This window comes from Martelella sp. (assembly GCF_984369615.1).
The window spans coordinates 31052-47471 of sequence record NZ_CFHTCS010000003.1; the positions used below are offsets into that span (position 1 = coordinate 31052).

At 62.4% G+C, this 16420-nt stretch carries 15 protein-coding genes and 1 tRNA gene; 3 read left to right on the forward strand and 13 right to left on the reverse strand.

Annotated features, from left to right (window positions below):
• Positions 1-59: 59 nt before the first annotated feature.
• From AC5DC2_RS00695 to AC5DC2_RS00705, 3 genes are all read right to left on the reverse strand, one after another.
• A complete protein-coding gene (locus AC5DC2_RS00695; protein ID WP_491697123.1) occupies positions 60-332 on the reverse strand; it encodes a class I SAM-dependent methyltransferase in 273 nt (90 codons plus the stop codon).
• Entirely contained in the window at positions 316-1767 is a 1452-nt protein-coding gene (locus AC5DC2_RS00700) for a peptide MFS transporter (protein WP_491697124.1), read from the reverse strand. The genes AC5DC2_RS00695 and AC5DC2_RS00700 overlap by 17 nt, the downstream gene beginning before the upstream one ends.
• Before the next feature lie 245 nt (positions 1768-2012).
• Positions 2013-3077, reverse strand: coding sequence for a porin (locus tag AC5DC2_RS00705; protein ID WP_491697125.1), 1065 nt, complete (start codon positions 3075-3077; stop codon positions 2013-2015).
• Positions 3078-3579: 502 nt separating this feature from the next.
• On the opposite strand from AC5DC2_RS00705, the gene AC5DC2_RS00710 reads away from it, so the two are divergent.
• Positions 3580-3655: transfer RNA gene (locus tag AC5DC2_RS00710), tRNA-Ala, on the forward strand.
• Positions 3656-3685: 30 nt separating this feature from the next.
• Here the strand turns inward: AC5DC2_RS00710 and AC5DC2_RS00715 are convergent.
• Genes AC5DC2_RS00715 through AC5DC2_RS00730 form a run of 4 tightly spaced genes read right to left on the reverse strand, consistent with a single transcriptional unit; the run spans position 3686 to position 6082 of the window.
• Entirely contained in the window at positions 3686-4114 is a 429-nt protein-coding gene (locus tag AC5DC2_RS00715) for a DUF1178 family protein (protein WP_024709817.1), read from the reverse strand.
• Between the two features lie 16 nt (positions 4115-4130).
• Positions 4131-4991 (reverse strand): carbon-nitrogen hydrolase family protein, encoded by an 861-nt coding sequence (locus tag AC5DC2_RS00720; RefSeq protein ID WP_491697126.1) that lies wholly within the window; start codon positions 4989-4991, stop codon positions 4131-4133.
• Positions 4992-5001: 10 nt separating this feature from the next.
• Positions 5002-5259 carry a glutaredoxin 3 gene (grxC, locus tag AC5DC2_RS00725; RefSeq protein WP_491697137.1) on the reverse strand — a complete coding sequence of 86 codons (258 nt, stop codon included), beginning with the start codon at positions 5257-5259 and terminating at the stop codon, positions 5002-5004.
• 37 nt (positions 5260-5296) lie between these two features.
• Positions 5297-6082 carry a ComF family protein gene (locus tag AC5DC2_RS00730; protein WP_491697127.1) on the reverse strand — a complete coding sequence of 262 codons (786 nt, stop codon included), beginning with the start codon at positions 6080-6082 and terminating at the stop codon, positions 5297-5299.
• An 80-nt stretch (positions 6083-6162) separates the two neighbouring features.
• On the opposite strand from AC5DC2_RS00730, the gene AC5DC2_RS00735 reads away from it, so the two are divergent.
• A complete protein-coding gene (locus AC5DC2_RS00735; protein WP_491697128.1) occupies positions 6163-7047 on the forward strand; it encodes an SAM-dependent methyltransferase in 885 nt (294 codons plus the stop codon).
• Position 7048: 1 nt separating this feature from the next.
• Here the strand turns inward: AC5DC2_RS00735 and mutT are convergent, their stop codons facing one another.
• From mutT to AC5DC2_RS00755, 4 genes are all read right to left on the reverse strand, one after another.
• Entirely contained in the window at positions 7049-7456 is a 408-nt protein-coding gene (mutT, locus tag AC5DC2_RS00740) for an 8-oxo-dGTP diphosphatase MutT (RefSeq protein WP_491697129.1), read from the reverse strand.
• Positions 7453-8217 carry a GNAT family N-acetyltransferase gene (locus AC5DC2_RS00745; protein ID WP_491697130.1) on the reverse strand — a complete coding sequence of 255 codons (765 nt, stop codon included), beginning with the start codon at positions 8215-8217 and terminating at the stop codon, positions 7453-7455. The genes mutT and AC5DC2_RS00745 overlap by 4 nt, the downstream gene beginning before the upstream one ends.
• A gap of 139 nt (positions 8218-8356) precedes the next feature.
• Positions 8357-9592: a bifunctional glutamate N-acetyltransferase/amino-acid acetyltransferase ArgJ gene (gene argJ / locus AC5DC2_RS00750; RefSeq protein ID WP_491697131.1), complete on the reverse strand. Its 1236-nt coding sequence runs from the start codon at positions 9590-9592 to the stop codon at positions 8357-8359.
• 54 nt (positions 9593-9646) lie between these two features.
• A complete protein-coding gene (locus tag AC5DC2_RS00755) occupies positions 9647-10510 on the reverse strand; it encodes a peptidylprolyl isomerase (protein ID WP_036236863.1) in 864 nt (287 codons plus the stop codon).
• A gap of 352 nt (positions 10511-10862) precedes the next feature.
• Between AC5DC2_RS00755 and secA the strand changes: the two genes are divergently transcribed.
• Positions 10863-13652 (forward strand): preprotein translocase subunit SecA, encoded by a 2790-nt coding sequence (gene secA, locus AC5DC2_RS00760; RefSeq protein WP_491697132.1) that lies wholly within the window; start codon positions 10863-10865, stop codon positions 13650-13652.
• Between the two features lie 171 nt (positions 13653-13823).
• On the opposite strand, the gene AC5DC2_RS00765 is transcribed toward secA, so the two are convergent.
• Positions 13824-15269 (reverse strand): homospermidine synthase, encoded by a 1446-nt coding sequence (locus AC5DC2_RS00765; protein ID WP_491697133.1) that lies wholly within the window; start codon positions 15267-15269, stop codon positions 13824-13826.
• A gap of 163 nt (positions 15270-15432) precedes the next feature.
• Positions 15433-16350: a heme-dependent oxidative N-demethylase family protein gene (locus tag AC5DC2_RS00770; RefSeq protein ID WP_491697134.1), complete on the reverse strand. Its 918-nt coding sequence runs from the start codon at positions 16348-16350 to the stop codon at positions 15433-15435.
• Positions 16351-16420 lie beyond the last annotated feature (70 nt).

The window sequence follows — 16420 nt, forward strand, 5'->3', positions numbered from 1 at the left end:
CGCCGTCGCGTGCCGGACAGCGCGCGGCGGTGAATGGACGTTGGTGAGAGGTCATTCGTTCAAAGCGATCCGGCCTGTCGAACGGGCGCATTGGATTGCCGGGGCAGCAGGCCGACCAGGACCAGCACCCCCAACCCATGCTGACGATGGAAATTGAACGACGGATATTTCTGGCTTCGCTCGTCAAACAGTTTCCATACGCCGAAGTCACGCTCCCTGACTTCGGTATCGTGAAACAGAAAGATGGCGTCTTTCGAAAGCTTCGGAAGCCATTGCTCAAAATCACTCTTCGCCTCTTCGTAAAAATGACGGCCATCAATGTCCAGAATCATCTCGGTTGTGCATCAATCGCTTCAGGAACGGTGCCAGAACCAGGAGAATGATGCCGGCGGCGATCGCCATCAGCCCGTAGACGAAGAAGCCGTGCTCGTAGATCGAGGCTTCCGCGGCGGGTGCGGCACCCTTGGGCACGGCCGCGTAGTCGCCGATCACGCCGGCGACGAAATTGGCGGCGGCGGTGGCATAGAACCACACGCCCATGGCATAGCCGCCGAGCCGGCGCGGTGCCAGCTTGGTCGTCAGCGCCAGGCCAAGCGGCGACAGGCAGATCTCGCCGATCTCGAAGACGATGTAGAACAGCACGATCCACATCAGGCTCGCCTTGACCGTATCCCCGGTCTCGACGATGCCTACTGAGAGAACCCAGAAGGACAGGCCGAGGAAGATCGGGCCGAGCGCGTATTTCACCAGGTCGCTGACGGCATAGCCCTTGCGGGCGAGAAAGAGCCAGAGACGCGCGACGAAAGGCGAGAGGATGATCAGCACCAGCGCCGAAAACGCCGTGCCCTCGCTTGCCGGCACGATCCAGCCGAAGACATTGCGGTTGACGTCGCGATCGGTGAACAGCGTGACCGAAATGCCCTGTTGCTGATAGATCGCCCAGAAGGGGATCGAGAACAGGATCAGCACCAGCAGGATCAGCATGCGGCGGCGGCTTTCGGGATCTTCCTTCGCCATGATGGCGAAATAGGAGACCACCAGCGCGACACCGACCGCGAAGACGAACCAGCCGGCCCATTCCGGTCGGGAAAGCAGGATGGCCGACAGGCCGATCGCCAGCAGGATCGCAAGGCCGACAATGGCGTTCCAGCGGGCGCTGCCTGAAATCTCCGGCGGCCGGTCGCGCTTTTCCAGAAAGCGCCTGCCCGCCAGATAGGTGGCAAGCGAGGCCATCTTGCCGAGGCCGGCGAGCGCAAAGGCCATGGTGTAGCCGAACTTTGTGGCGATGATGCCGGCAAGAAGCGCGCCGGCGAAGGCGCCGATATTGATGCCCATATAGAAGATGGTGAAGCCCGGCGCGCGACGCGGGTCGTCATCGGTGTAGAAATGCCCGAGAAGGGCGGAAACATTCGGCTTGAAAAGGCCGTTGCCGACGGCCATCAGCGCAAGCGCCAGGAACATCAGCCTCTCGCTGCCGAAGCCGAGGGCCAGATAGCCGAAGCCGACGATGATCGCCCCGGTGATGATCGCCCGGCCGAAGCCGAGCACCCGGTCGGCCGCCACGCCGCCGGCAACCGTGGTCAGGTAGGCGAACGAGGTATAGGCGCCGAAGATCAGAAAGGCCCGAGCATCGTCCATCTTCAGCACGTTCACGAGGTAGAGCGTGAAGATCGAGACCATGGAATAATAGCCGAACCGCTCCCAAAACTCGGTCATGAATAGGATATAGAGGGCGCGGGGTTGCCTGGTTCCGGGTGCAGGGGGCATGGCGGTCTCGCTTCACATGGCCGGCGGCCGGGCAGGGCGCGCTTTGCGTCAGTCCCGCTGGGTCGGACGGCATTCACTGTGCGGCGTTCTGCGCGGGGCGTTCACCGCGGCGGGGCCTGCCGGGTGCAATCGTTCCGCTGCGGAAGCATCCACGCAAGCGACAGGCTGAAAAAAAAGCATTCCCGGCACAATGCCGGGAATGACGAAATCAGCAAGACTAAAATGCGTTTTCCGTGACGAAGAGATCAGAAATCGCGTTCGAGACGAACCCAGCCGAACCAGTTCTGCTGGTTCCAGCTGTCGTCGAGGAAGGCATAGTTGATGTTGGTGCGCAGATGGAAATCGTCGACGATCTCCCAGTCGGCGGTGGCGCCCGCTTCCCAGAAAGCCTTGTCGTTGCTGGCGACGTTATACTGCGTCTGCGGCGCGAGGATGAGGTTCTCGGTGACGTTGAAATAGTAGTTGGCGGCCACCGCATATTTCAGATAGGTGCCGGCGATCGGGCTGTCGTTCCAGTTGGCCGCGGTGAAGTCGGGGCCATAGGCGATGAAGCCGCTCTCGTAGAGGCCGGCGATTTCGAACGTGCCGGGCCCGATGCCGAAGCCGGCCCAGGGACGCAGCGCATAGGTCTCGTTGTAGGTGTCCCAGGCGGCGTCGAACTTGAAGTAGTTGCTGTCGGAGACGATGTAGCCAAGGCGGGCGGCAAGGCCGAGCTTGGGGTAGTTGGTGTCGCTGAGGCCGACATTGCCAGGCGTCATCGCGTCAATCTCGAGGGCGGCCTGGAAATGGTCGGCGCCGTTATAGGCGATGCGGATCGCGTTGTAGCGGCTGACATTGTCGATATTGTCGAGTTCGCCCCACAGGTCCTCGTTCCAGTAGCCCTTGATGTAACCGGCGCGCAGTGCGAGTGCATCGCCGATGTCGATATAGGCTTCGTCGATGGTGAAGTCGTCGCCGGTGCCGTTGGAATAGAAATAGAGCTCGGGAACGAATTTCGACGTCAGCGTGCCGAGCTCGGTATCGGACTTGGCGGTGATCGCCAGATTGGTCTTGACGTAGGGATACCAGTCGCCGTCGGCGGCCGAACCGGTCTGGATGCCGCCGAACTTCGTCTCGAAACGGACATAGCCGCCGATATCAAGGCAGGTTTCCGTACCCGGGATATAGAAATAGCCGCTGCCGAAGGCGTCACAGGCTTCGACGTAACTGGCGGTGACCGGCTCGATCATCACGACGGGGTCGGCGGCCGTCGCGCCTGTTGCAGCCGCAAGCAGCGAGGCGGAGCCGATGAGGAAAAATTTGGTCTTCATGGTCAGTACTCTCCAGAGCCCTTGATAATCATCACACGAACGCAGGGACGCCATGACGCACTCGGTTGTTATTGTGTTCAATCGTTTATTGGCGATTGCAGAGACGACTATACGTTGACCCGTTTGAAACACAATTGCCGCCGACAGATTCTCGGCGGGCGCGCGCACGATTCGGTCTTGATAGGACAGAGGTGTTGTCGAACGGCAACTTTTTCAGGCATGGATCGAGTGGGCAGGCAACCTTTCGGCGCCAAAAGAAGCAACCAGAAAAGAAAATGAAAACATATTGTTATGCTAAAAGACCGCGCGCGCGAAGGTGATTCTCTCTCCTCCTGCCGGAATGTCCTGCCGTCTGGATGCGCGGCGGGAGCGCATCCCGCAGTTGGGTGGGCCGCCTGCCTGCGGCAATGCGTCCTCGCTTCCGGACCGGCTCCGTCCGCGTTTTCGGTCTCTTCCCGCTTGCCCGTCAGGCCGGTTTGGAGTATCAGCGATTTTGGTGAAAGGGGCCGTAGCTCAGCTGGGAGAGCGCTGCAATCGCACTGCAGAGGTCGGCGGTTCGATCCCGCTCGGCTCCACCAACCGTCTTCGCCATCCGTTGCGCCGGAAGCTCAGTTCTTGTCTTCGGGCAGGACGGGCAGCGGCATGATCTCGATGCCCTCTTCAAGCAGGTCGCGCACCTCGTCGGGCTTTGCCTCGCCGATGATGCCGCGCTGCTTTGCCTCCCCGTAGTGGATCCTGCGCGCCTCTTCGGGAAAACGCTCCCCGACATCCTCGGAACCGGCGCGGATTTCGGCCACCGCCTGTTTCAGTTTCTCCAGGGCCTCGCGTTGCGCCTTGTCGACAAGGGCCGCCTTGCGCTCGTCCTTTCTGCGGGCGGTCGAGACCTGCGGCGCCATCAGATCCTTGGCAATCTTCGCCGAATTGCAGATCGGGCAGGCCAGAAAACCGCTCTCGACCTGGCGGTCGAAATCATCGCTGCCGGAAAACCAGCCCTCGAAGGCGTGGCCATTGTCGCAGGAAAGGGAATAATGGATCACGGAGCCGGCCTCTCACTCAGGCCTTTTCGGCACTGGCTTGCATCGCCTGATGCTCTTCCAGCGTGAAGGGGCGGATGTTCTTCAGGTTCGGGACCTTGCCGCGCGCCTCGGCCACCTGATCGGTGTCGATCTCGGCGGTGATCACCGCCTCTCCGACATCGCCGGCCTCGGCAAGCACGCGGCCCCAGGGATCGATGATGATCGAGTGCCCGAAGGTCTCGCGACCGTCCTCGTGGACGCCGGCCTGTGCCGCTGAGATCATGAAGGCGCCGTTTTCAATGGCGCGGGCGCGTTGCAGCACATGCCAGTGCGCCTCGCCCGTCTGCTTCGTGAAGGCGGCCGGCGCCGTCAGCACCTCGGCGCCGGCAAGCGCATAGGTGCGGAAAAGGTCGGGAAAGCGCACGTCATAGCAGATTGCCATGCCGATGCGCGCAAAGGGCAGGTTCGCCAGAAGAGCGGTCTCTCCGGGCCGGTAGACCGCGCTTTCGCGCCAGCTTTCGCCATTGTCGAGGTCGACATCGAACATGTGGATCTTGTCGTAACGCGCGGCGACGGTCCCGTCGGGCGCAACCAGGAGCGCGCGGTTTGCGACCATGTCGTCGCCGACGGCAATCGCCGTCGAGCCGATATGCAGGTAGACGCCGTGTCTTTCGGCGAGCGATGACGCCGTGCGGACGATGACATCGTCCTCCTCGCCCCTCAGCACCGCCATCAGCGCCTTGCGATTTTTCTGCACCGCGCCGGTCATTTCCGGCGTCTGAACATAGTCAGCGCCCTTCGCGGCGGCCTCTTCAACCAGTCGCGCCAGCGTCTCTGCGTTCTTTTCGGGGTCGGTGCCGGAGCGCATCTGCAGGGCGGCGGCGGTAAAACGGGTCATATGAGGTTCCTCAGGGGGCGAGAAGCGGGTCAAGCTTGCCCGCGCGTTCCAGGGCGAAAAGATCGTCGCAACCGCCGATATGGCGGTCATCGATGAAGATCTGCGGAAAGGTCGAGCCGCCCTTGGCGCGCTCGATCATCTTCGCCCGGACCTCCGGGGTCTCGGTGGCGTTGTATTCGGTAAAGTCGACGCCCTTGTCGGCGAGGAGCTTCTTCGCGCGGGCGCAGAAACCGCAGAATTCCCGTGTGTAGATCTCGACATTCGCCATGATGAACTGGGGTCCTTTCTTTGCTGGCATCCGGCCTTCATATAGTTTCATCGAGAACGCGTGCAAAGGCCAAAACGTTGATCTCCGCCGCGCCCTTGCGTCTCAGGAGGCGCGCGACGGCCGAAACGGTCGCGCCGGTCGTATAGACATCGTCGATGACAAGAATCGACTTTCCGAAGACCTTGTCCTCGCTGTCGGGCGAAAGCGCAAAGGCGCCGCGCACATTGTCCTCGCGCGCCGTGCGGCTAAGCCCCACCTGCCTGCTGGTGCGCCGCGTGCGCCGCAAGAGGCCGGGCAGGAAGGGTTTTTCGGAAAGCCGCGCCAGATTGCGCGCCAGTTCGGCCGACTGGTTGAACCGGCGCGACATCAGCCGGGTCTTGTGCAGCGGCACGGCGGCGATGCCGTCGGCGCGCGCAATCATGCCGTCATCGGCGCGGCGCATCCATTCGGCCATCATCACCGCAAGATGGGTGTTGTCGCGATATTTGAGCGCGTGGACGAGATTGCGCACGGAGCCTGTGTAGTAGGCGGCGGAGCGCAGCCGGTCGAAATCCGGCGGGTTGGCGATTGCCGCGGCGCTCAGGATATCCGGGCCGAGATCATGGGAAAACGGCGTTCCGAGAACCGCGCAATAGGGCCGTTCGATGAAGCGGATATCGCTCCAGCATTCCACGCAGAGCGCGCGATGCGTCCCGGTGGTCCTGCCGCAGGCGGCACAGACCGGCGGGAAGAGGAGATTGCCGAAGGCCGAGAGCGCGCCGCGGGCCAATGCCGCGGAACGTTGCCCTATTGTCTCGCCTCTGAAGGGTTCGATCTCGTCCATGGGCCTGAAGGTAGCGCGTTGACGGATGCTTTGCGACTCCCTAATTGGCGGGCAGGCGTCACTGAGAAAGGCCGCATGCCATGGAACAGGTTTTCGATTCACAACGGGTGGAGAAGAACCGGCTGAAGGCCTGGCAGGCGGCCAAGCCCGGCGCGGATTTCCTGCTCGAGCTTGTCGCCGAAGAGATCGCCGACCGGTTGGCCGTCGTCGAGCGCACCTTCGACCGCGCCGTCGAACTGCACGGCATGACGGGTGCCGTGGCAAGGGCCGCGCTGGCGAGCGGCAAGGTCGGAAGGCTCGAGAGGCTGGAAAGCAACGAGGCCTTCTCCTCGGAGGATGCGCCTGTCGCGGTCGCGCCGCTGGAATGGCCGGGGCTTGAGGACCAGTCGCTCAATCTGGTGCTTTCTCCCCTTGCCGCGCATCTGACCAATGATACGCCCGGCTATTTCATCCAGGCGCGGCGGGCGCTGAAACCCGACGGGCTGTTCCTGGCGGCCATTCCGGGGTCGGGCACGCTTGTCGAGCTGCGCGATTGCCTGCTTGCGGCAGAGGCCGAGATCTACGGCGGGGTCAGCCCGAGGGTCATTCCCTTTGCCGATGTCCGCGATGTCGGCGGCCTGCTGCAGCGGGCCGGCTTCGCGCTGCCCGTCGTGGACCAGGAGAATTACACGGTCCGTTACGATACGCTGTTCGACCTGATGGCGGATCTGAGAGCCATGGGCATGGCCAATCCGCTCTCCGACCGGTCGAAAAAGCCTGTCAGCCGGGCCTTCTTCCTGCGGGCGGCAGAACTTTACGCCGAGCGCTACAGCGATACCGACGGGCGCATCCGCGCGACGTTTTCGATCATCTATGTTTCCGGCTGGGCGCCGCATGAGAGCCAGCAGAAACCGCTGAAACCCGGTTCGGCGAAGGCGCGTCTTGCCGACGCGCTCAACGCCGAGGAGTTCAAGCTGAAGCGCTAGTTTACAGCAGATCCTGCAGGATCGGGATCAGCGGTTCGTCGGCCGGCGGCATCGGGTAGTCGCGCAGGTCGCGCGCCCGCACCCACTTGATTGCCTGGCCTTCCCTGCCGGATGGAATGCCCTGGTAGCGGCGGCAGATAAAGAGCGGCATCAGCAGGTGGAAACGCTCATAGGTGTGGCTGGCGAAGGTCAGCGGGGCGAGGCAGTCGGGCTTGGTGGTGATGCCCAGTTCCTCTTCCATTTCGCGGATCAGGCAGGCTTCCGGCGTTTCGCCGCTCTCCACCTTGCCGCCGGGAAATTCCCAGAGGCCCGCAAGCGCCTTTCCTTCCGGGCGTTGCGCCAGGAGGATGCGTCCGTCCGTGTCGATCAGGGCGCAGGCGGCCACCAGAAGCAGTTTCATCTCGCTCATTCTTCCGCCTTTTCGCGCCAGTAGCGATATCTGTAGGCCTCGTGAAAGCCGAGGGATTGGTAAAGAGCAAGCGCCGCCGCGCTGGTCTCTGTCACCTGCAGCCAGGCGGTGCGCGCGCCCCGTCCCCTGGCCCAGCGCAGCATGCCCGTCGCCAGTTCGCGGCCATGGCCCTTGCGCCGCGCGCCGGGCGCAACGGCAAAGGCCTCGATGCCGGCCATGTCGAAATCATGGACGCAGAGGCCGGCCGCAAAAGGCTCGCCGTCCTCCTCTTCCCGGATGAAAAAACCGTGTGCCGGCTTGATCGCGGTCACGACTTCGGCAAGGCCTGCCCGTGTCAGTTCGCCGACCGGGTTCACCTTCAGCGCAGCGCCGACAAAGCGGCCGACATCCTGGCTGGGCAGCAGCTCGACGCCGTCGTCAGGCTCAAAGCGGAAAAGATCGAGCGTCATGACGACGGTCGCGTCGAAGGGTTCTGCCGCTTCCGCCTGCAGGAACTCGACGAGCGCCGGCGGCGTCAGCGGCGTTTCGCGCACCAGAAGCGGCCGTCCGAAGGCCTCGTAATGGCGACGCGCCTTTTCGAACCGGATTTCGATATCGGAAATATCCGACTGGTCGAGCACCGACAGGCTGTTGAGACGTTTGGACGGGTGACCCGCTGTCAGCCGCAGCTGCCAGGCGCCGTCGTAATGCACGTTCTTTGCCGGCCATGCGCGCAGACCCATGGCTTCCAGCCGGCGCACAAGAGGAAGATCCGCACTCACCTTTGTTCCGATCCTGTCGCGACGTTATTGTTTTTGTTCATCTAGTGCGCTTCAGACCGGACTGTAAACACGGCACGCGCGCTTGAGGCGGCCGGTGTTGCGCGAAGGCAACGCGGCTGACTGCGGCATTTGAGCGGTATCAGCTGCGGTAGTCGCCATTGATGGCGACATATTCCTTCGTCAGGTCGCAGGTGTAGATCGTCGCCTGACCCTCGCCGAGGCCGATATCGGCGCGAATGGTGATCTCGTCCTCGCGCATCACGGCGGAGGCGAATTCCTCGGAATAGTCGGGATCGCGCTCGCCGTTGACGGCAACGCGGATATCGCCGAACCAGATGGCGAGCCTGTCGCGGTCGGCCTTCTCGCCGGCCTTGCCGACAGCCATGACCACGCGGCCCCAATTGGCGTCCTCTCCGGCGACGGCGGTCTTGACCAAGGGCGAGTTGGCGATCGAACGGGCGATCACGTTTGCCGCGCGATCATCCTCTGCGCCCGTCACGCGCACCGTCACCATCTTGCGCGCGCCTTCGCCGTCACGCACGATCTGCAGCGCCAGATCCTGCATCAGGGCATGAAGGGCGGCGCGGAAATCGTCGAGGCGCGGATCTGAGCCGTCGGTGACCATGTCCTGTCCGGGCGCCTTGCCGGTGGCAAAGGCAAGAACCGTATCCGATGTCGAGGTGTCGCTGTCGACCGTGACCGCGTTGAAGCTTGCGCCCACGCCTTCGGCGAGAAGCTGCTGCAGGGCACCGGCGGAAACGGCCGCATCCGTGGCGATGAAGGAGAGCATGGTCGCCATGTCCGGCGCGATCATGCCGGCGCCCTTGGCAATGCCGTTCAGCGTCACGGAGACGCCGTCGATTTCGGCGCCTCTCGTCGCGACCTTCGGATAGGTATCCGTGGTCATGATCGCCTTCGCCGCCTCAAGCCACAGGTCTGCGCTGGCATCGCCCGCCATGCTGGAGAGGACACTTGCGAATTTGGAGGCATCGAGCGGCTCGCCGATGACGCCGGTCGAGGCCAGGAACACGTCGCTCTCGGCGCAACCCGCGGCTTCGGCAGCAGTGCGCGCGGTCAGCGCCGTGGCTTCCGCGCCCTTCTTGCCGGTAAAGGCGTTGGCATTGCCCGAATTGACCACCAGCACGCGCGCCCTGCCGCCGGCAAGATTGGCGCGGCAGAAATCGACGGGGGCGGAGGGGCATTTCGATTTCGTGAAGAGGCCGGCGACAGCGGCCGTCTCGTCGAAGATCATCATCATGACGTCCGTCCGCCCCTTGTACTTGATGCCGGCGGCGGCAGTGGCGATGCGCAGGCCGTCGATCGGCGGCATGGGCGGGTAGGATTTGGGCGCGAGCGGGGATATGGCGGTCGTCATGGCAGGCCTCTGAAAGTCCGGCCCGCGGCAGATGCGCGGGCCGGGTGGTTTGGATCACTGCATTTTATTGACGGCGTCGTAGGCCTGTTGCAAGTCCTTATCTTCGATAACGATCTTGTCTCCGGCCTTCAGCTTGGAGACCACTTCATTGTACTTCTCGCTGGCAACGAGCTGGCGAAGCTGGGGTTCAATCTGTTCGAAGGGGATCGGCGTCTTTTCGCGCGTGTCCTCGACCTCGATCACATGATAGCCGAACTGGGTCTGGACCGGGGTCTCGGTATATTCGCCGGGATTGAGCGAGAAGGCGACCTCTTCGAATTCCGGAACCATCTGGCCCTTGGAGAAATAACCGAGATCGCCGCCGTTATCAGCGGACGGACCGGTCGAATGCTCCTTGGCGAGCTCGGCGAAATCGGCGCCGTTGTCGAGTTCCGCGATGATCTTCTTGGCCTCGTCCTCGGTGTCGACCAGGATATGACGCGCGTGGACCTCTTCCTGCTTCGGCGCATTGGCGATTTCCTCGTCATAGCGCGCCTTCAGCATTTCCGGCGTGATCTCGGCATTGATCTTCTGGTCGAAGAAGGCGTTGTAGAGTTCTTCCTGGCGCAGCTGGTCCATGCGCGTCTTGAAGGCCTCGGTCTTGTCGAGACCCTCCTTTTCCGCCGCATCGGTGATGACCTTCATGTCGATCAGGCTCGAAAGGGCGACCGCGCGCAGCTGTTCCTCCGGCATCTGACCGAACTGGCCCTTGAACTGGTCGAGCGTGGTCTGCAGTTCCGACCGGGTGATCGGGGCGCCGTCGACGGTGGCGACGACGGCGTCGTTCGCGGAAGAGCCGCTGTCCTGAGCGAAGGACGGGACCGCGAAGCTGACAGTCGTGGCCAGGAGTGCTGCCGCTGCCAAATGTCTTTTCTGCATGAGTTCACCTTTTCCTGTTGTGCGGCGAAACCTCCTGTTTCGCCCTCTTGCGCCGGTCGGGCCCGTCGCATGTGGTAGAAGCGTTGCCACGCGTCAACGTGTGCGGCCGGAATGCGTTGCATCCTTACCGCGATTTAATGTGCGGCGGTCCGCAAGAAGACCGGCAACACAGGAATGTGGCCATTGTGGCGCGGCCTTTGACGTTGACATCCCCCGACCCCCCTCTTATCTGTCTGCCAAGCCCGCGTCCAGTGAAGCTCCGGACGGTGATATGGACCCCGCTTGTCAGGAATGCGTTTGTACGGCGCCACGTACAGGATAGATATGACAACTTTCAGAAAGAGCTATTGAAATGGTCTCACTCGGTGGCGTAGCCCGCAAATTGTTCGGTTCGGCCAATGATCGCCGGATCCGCTCCTACAAGCCCCGCGTGGCGGCGATCAACGCGCTTGAAGAGCAGATGACGGCGCTTTCGGATGACGACCTAAAGGCAAAGACCGAGGAATTCAAAAAGCAGCTCGCCGACGGCAAAAGCCTGGACGATCTTCTTGTTGAAGCTTTCGCCGTCGCCCGGGAGGCATCGAAGCGCGTGCTCGGCCTGAGGCCTTTCGATGTCCAGCTGATCGGCGGCATGATCCTGCATGAAAACGCGATCGCCGAAATGAAGACCGGCGAGGGCAAGACGCTCGTCGCCACGCTTCCCGTCTATCTCAATGCGCTCGCCGGCAAGGGCGTCCACGTCGTGACCGTCAACGACTATCTGGCGCGTCGCGACAGCGAGAACATGGGGCGGCTCTACGGCTTCCTCGGGCTCACCACCGGCGTCATCCATCACGGCCTCGACGACCAGCAGCGTCGCGCGGCCTACAGCGCTGACATTACCTATGCCACGAACAACGAGCTCGGCTTCGACTATCTGCGCGACAATATGAAGATGCAGCGCGCGGAGATGGTCCAGCGCGGCCACAATTACGCGATCGTCGACGAGGTCGACTCGATCCTGGTTGACGAGGCGCGCACGCCGCTGATCATTTCCGGGCCGCTCGATGACCGTTCGGACCTCTACGTCACCATCGACAAGATCATTCCGATGCTGGACGAGGGCGATTACGAGATCGACGAAAAGCAGCGCTCGGCAAACTTCTCCGAAGACGGCATGGAGAAGCTGGAGAAGATGCTGACCGAATCCGGTCTGATGAAGGGTGAATCGCTCTATGACGTCGAGAATGTCGCCATCGTCCATCACCTCAACAACGCGTTGAAGGCGCACAAGATGTTTTCCCGCGACAAGGATTACATCGTGCGTGACGGCGAGGTCGTGATCATCGACGAATTCACCGGCCGCATGATGCCGGGTCGGCGCTATTCGGAAGGCCAGCATCAGGCGCTCGAGGCCAAGGAAGGCGTCAAGATCCAGCCGGAGAACCAGACCCTGGCCTCGATCACCTTCCAAAACTATTTCCGCATGTATGACAAGCTGGCCGGCATGACCGGCACGGCGGCAACCGAAGCGGAAGAATTCGGCAATATCTACGGCCTCGACGTTGTCGAGGTGCCGACCAACCTGCCGATCGTGCGTCTCGATGAGGATGACGAGGTCTACCTCACGGTCCAGGAAAAATACGAGGCGATCGTCGAGGAGATCAAGGCCGCGAAGGCAAAGGGCCAGCCGGTTCTCGTCGGTACGACTTCGATTGAAAAATCCGAGATGCTGGCTGCGGCGCTGAAGCGCGACGGCATCGCGGAGTTCGAGATCCTGAATGCCCGCTATCATGAGAACGAGGCTTTCATCATTGCCCAGGCCGGCGTGCCCGGTGCGCTGACGATCGCAACCAACATGGCCGGTCGCGGCACCGATATCCAGCTCGGCGGCAATCTGGAGATGCGCATCCAGGCCGAACTCGGCTATCTGGAGCCGGGCATCGATATCGTCACCAACGAAGAGGGCGAACGCGTCGAGGTCGAGCGCAAGTTCACGCCGCCGGGTCCGGAGCGCGAGGCGAAGGAGCAGGCGATCCGCGAGGATGTCGCCCGGCTGAAACAGGAGGCGCTGGCTGCCGGCGGCCTCTACGTGATTGCCACCGAACGTCATGAAAGCCGGCGCATCGACAATCAGTTGCGCGGCCGTTCCGGCCGTCAGGGCGACCCGGGCCGTTCGAAGTTCTACCTCTCGCTTCAGGACGACCTGATGCGCATCTTCGGCTCCGACCGCATGGAAAGCATGCTGACGAAGCTGGGCCTGAAGGAAGGCGAGGCGATCGTCCATCCGTGGATCAACAAGGCGCTGGAGCGCGCGCAGAAGAAGGTCGAGGCCCGAAACTTCGACATCCGCAAGAACCTTCTGAAATATGACGATGTGCTCAACGACCAGCGCAAGGTGGTCTTCGACCAGCGCAAGGAGCTGATGGATTCCGACGATATCTCCGAGATCGTCGAGGACATGCGCCATGAGGTGATCGAGAACGCGGTTCACCGCCGCATTCCCGAACGCGCCTATGCCGAGCAGTGGGATGTCGCCGGCCTGAAGGAAGACTGCCTGCGCATTCTCAGCCTCGACCTTCCGATTGAGGAATGGGCCGCCGAAGACGGCATTGCCGAGCCGGAAATCCTCGAGCGCATCAATGCCGCCGCCGATCAGGCCGAGGAAGTCCGGGCCAGGCAGGCCGAGCAGTTCGGGCCTGACGTGATGAAATATGTCCAGCGCCAGGTCACCATGCAGTCGCTAGACCATCTCTGGCGCGAGCATATCGTCAATCTCGATCATCTGCGCTCGGTCATCGGCTTCCGTGGTTATGCCCAGCGCGATCCGCTGCAGGAATACAAGGCCGAGGCTTTCGAACTGTTCCAGGCGCTTCTCGGCAATATGCGCGAGCTTGCCGTCTCGCAGCTCTCGCGCGTCCAGCTGGTGCGCGAGGCGCAACAGCCGCAGCCCCAGCCGGAAGTGGATCCGGCGAAGCTGCGCGCCAGCCATGTCGACCCGGATACCGGCGAAGACGAAATGGCGGGCGAACAGGTCGGCGCCGGTGAAGCCGCAGCGCCTGCCGGTCAACTGCCGCCGGAATACCGCAATGTCGGCCGCAACGACCTGTGCCCCTGCGGTTCGGGCCGCAAGTTCAAACACTGCCACGGCCGTCTCGCCTGACATAATCAAGGCTTCATTGCAGGTCATCGCCGGATCCGGCGGCGCGGCCGGACCCGTTTTCCCGGTGCGATGTCAGGCGACGCGCCTGTTCCCGTTTGTCGCGACCGGCTGAGAGAGCAGGAGCAGGACGGAACGGCCGCGCAGGCGATGCGTTGCGGCCGTTCCCCGTTCTCAGAACTGCACCAGGATGTTCTTGAACTGCCAGGGATCCTTCTCGTCCTTGCGTTCCTCGAAGAAGGTCTGGCGATCGGAGAGCGGCGTCCAGTCGGTATAGTGGCCTTCGACCGGGCCGAGATAGGGCATCTGGATTTCCAGGCAGCGGCGATAATCCATCTCGTCGGCCTCGACGATGCCCGCTTCCGGGTTTTCCAGCGCCCAGACCATGCCGGCCAGAACGGCGGAGGTGACCTGAAGCGCGGTCGCGTTCTGGTAGGGCACCAGGTCGCGCGTTTCCTCGATCGAAAGTCTTGAACCGAACCAGTAGGCGTTCTTGTCGTGGCCGTAGAGCAGCACGCCGAGCTCGTCTATGCCGGTCAGGATATCGGCCTCCTCCAGCACCAGGCTTTCCGCCTGCGGGTTGCCGCCATTGCCGAACATCTCGTCCAGCGAGAGCACGGCCACGTCGGCCGGGTGGTAGGCATAGTGGCAGGTCGGCCGGTAGGAGACCTTGTCGCTGTCGTTCCTGACGGTGAAATAATCCGCGATCGAGACGGATTCATTGTGTGTGACGAGAAAGCCGTATTGGGGCCCGGGCGTCGGGCACCAGCTTCTCACCCGCGTATTTGCCCCGGGCTGCTCGATATAGATCGAGGCCTTGCAGCCCTTCTTGTGCTTCTTGGCGTTCTTCGGCATCCATTTTTCGTGGGTGCCCCAGCCGAGTTCGGCGGGCTGCATGCCCTCGGCGACGAACCCCTCGACGGACCATGTATTCCAGAAGGTTCCCTGCGGACGCAGGAACTTGGAGCGCTGGGTGTCACGCTCGGCGATGTGGATGCCCTTGACGCCGGCATCCTTCATCAACTGCGCCCAGCCCTCGCGGTCATCTGCCATGGGTTCAACGAAGTTCATTCCTGTGTCGCGGGCAAGGTTGACCAGCGCCTGCTTGACGAACCAGGAGACCATGCCCGGATTGGCGCCACAGCAGGAAACGGCGGTGGTGCCGCCGGGGGTCTTGCGCTTTTCCTTGCGCACGGTTTCGCGCAGGGCGTAGTTGGTGCGCGAGGCATTGTCCGCGTTCTTGTCGAAATAGAAACCGAGCCAGGGTTCGATCACCGTGTCGATATAGAGCACGCCGAGCGAGCGGCACAGCTTCATCAGGTCGAGCGAGGAGGTGTCGACGGAAAGGTTGACGCAGAAGCCCTGACCTTCGCCCTCTGTCAGAAGCGGTTCCAGCAATTCCTCGTAATTGTCCCTGGTCACGGCAGCGTGGATGAAGCGGACCCCGTGGTTTGCCGCGATATTGGCATGGGCGTCATTCGGATCGATGATGACCATGCGCGACTTGTCGAAATTGAAGTGCCGTTCGATCAGCGGCAGGGCGCCTCTCCCGATGGACCCGAAACCGATCATGACAATGGGTCCGGTGATTTCGGCGTGGATCGGGTATTCCTGAAGCATTTCCGTTTCCTTCTCGATTAGGACCTGCGCGCAAGGCGAATGCCGCGAACGTAAGCACAAATTGTGACACGGCCATTTTGTTCCGTGGCCTGTCGATCGCGTTAAAAGCGTGACCACAACGCCGGGCAACAGTAAAGCGGATTTGTTGCCGTCGTTCCAGAAGTCAGTTCAAAACTTCCCGCAGATAAGCCGAAAGCGCGTCGATATCGGCATCTTTCATTCCCTTGTAGGCGCGCTCCTCCGCCGTCAGTCCGTCAAGCTGCTTCAGCATGGCTGCGGCGATCGCATGGTTCTCGGGATGGCGCCGGACCATGGCCAGCGGATCGGCGTGGATCTTGATCGTGAAGAGGATGGCGCCGGTTTCCGGCAGACGACGCAGCGTCTGGCGCTCGACGCGCAGGACATTGTCGCCGATCGGGCGGACCGGCCGGAACGGGTCTTCCGGCAGATGCTTGGAGACCGGCATCGCCAGCGCATTCGAGCCCTTGAAGGACCAGTTGAACCGCTCGGCCGGAAGGTCGGGCTTCAGGTTGTCGAAAATGCGCGTGACCATCGCCGCATTTCTTGTGCCGCCCTGAAAGCCCGGCACGTCCGCATGGACCTCGTCCATCGGCCGCCCGGCCTTTTCGGCCAGCGACCAGGAGGAGGGGAAAGCGATGAAGCCGGCGGAAAGATGCCAATGGCCGTCATGCCTGGTGAGAATGGCAAGGTCGTCGGCGATCAGCAATCCCGCCCGCATCAGCGGCGGCATGGTCCCGTCGGCGATATCGACGGTGTGGCCGGCCATCGACATCATGGCGCCGTCGAGCCGGTGGGTGTCGCGATGCTCGTCCCCCAGGTGGCGGACAATCAACTCGAGCGCTTCCTGCTGGGCTGCGAGACTGTCGGGCGCGGCGCGGAAGATTGCGTCAGGGTCCGCTTCCAGAAATTGTCTCTTCTCGTCGAGATAGCGGCCGAGATCACCCTCCGCCTCCAGCCAGTCCGTTGTCGCAATCTGCGAGAGGCCTATCGAAAACGGCTTGTAGGCGCGGCCATAGGGCATCAGGCGCAGCGGGCGGTTCTCGGTCGCGGTGTCCGTCATGGCTGTTTCAGGCCTTCGACGCCGGCAACGGTTCTGGAAAAATCGACCTCGGTCAGTTCGTATCGCGCCA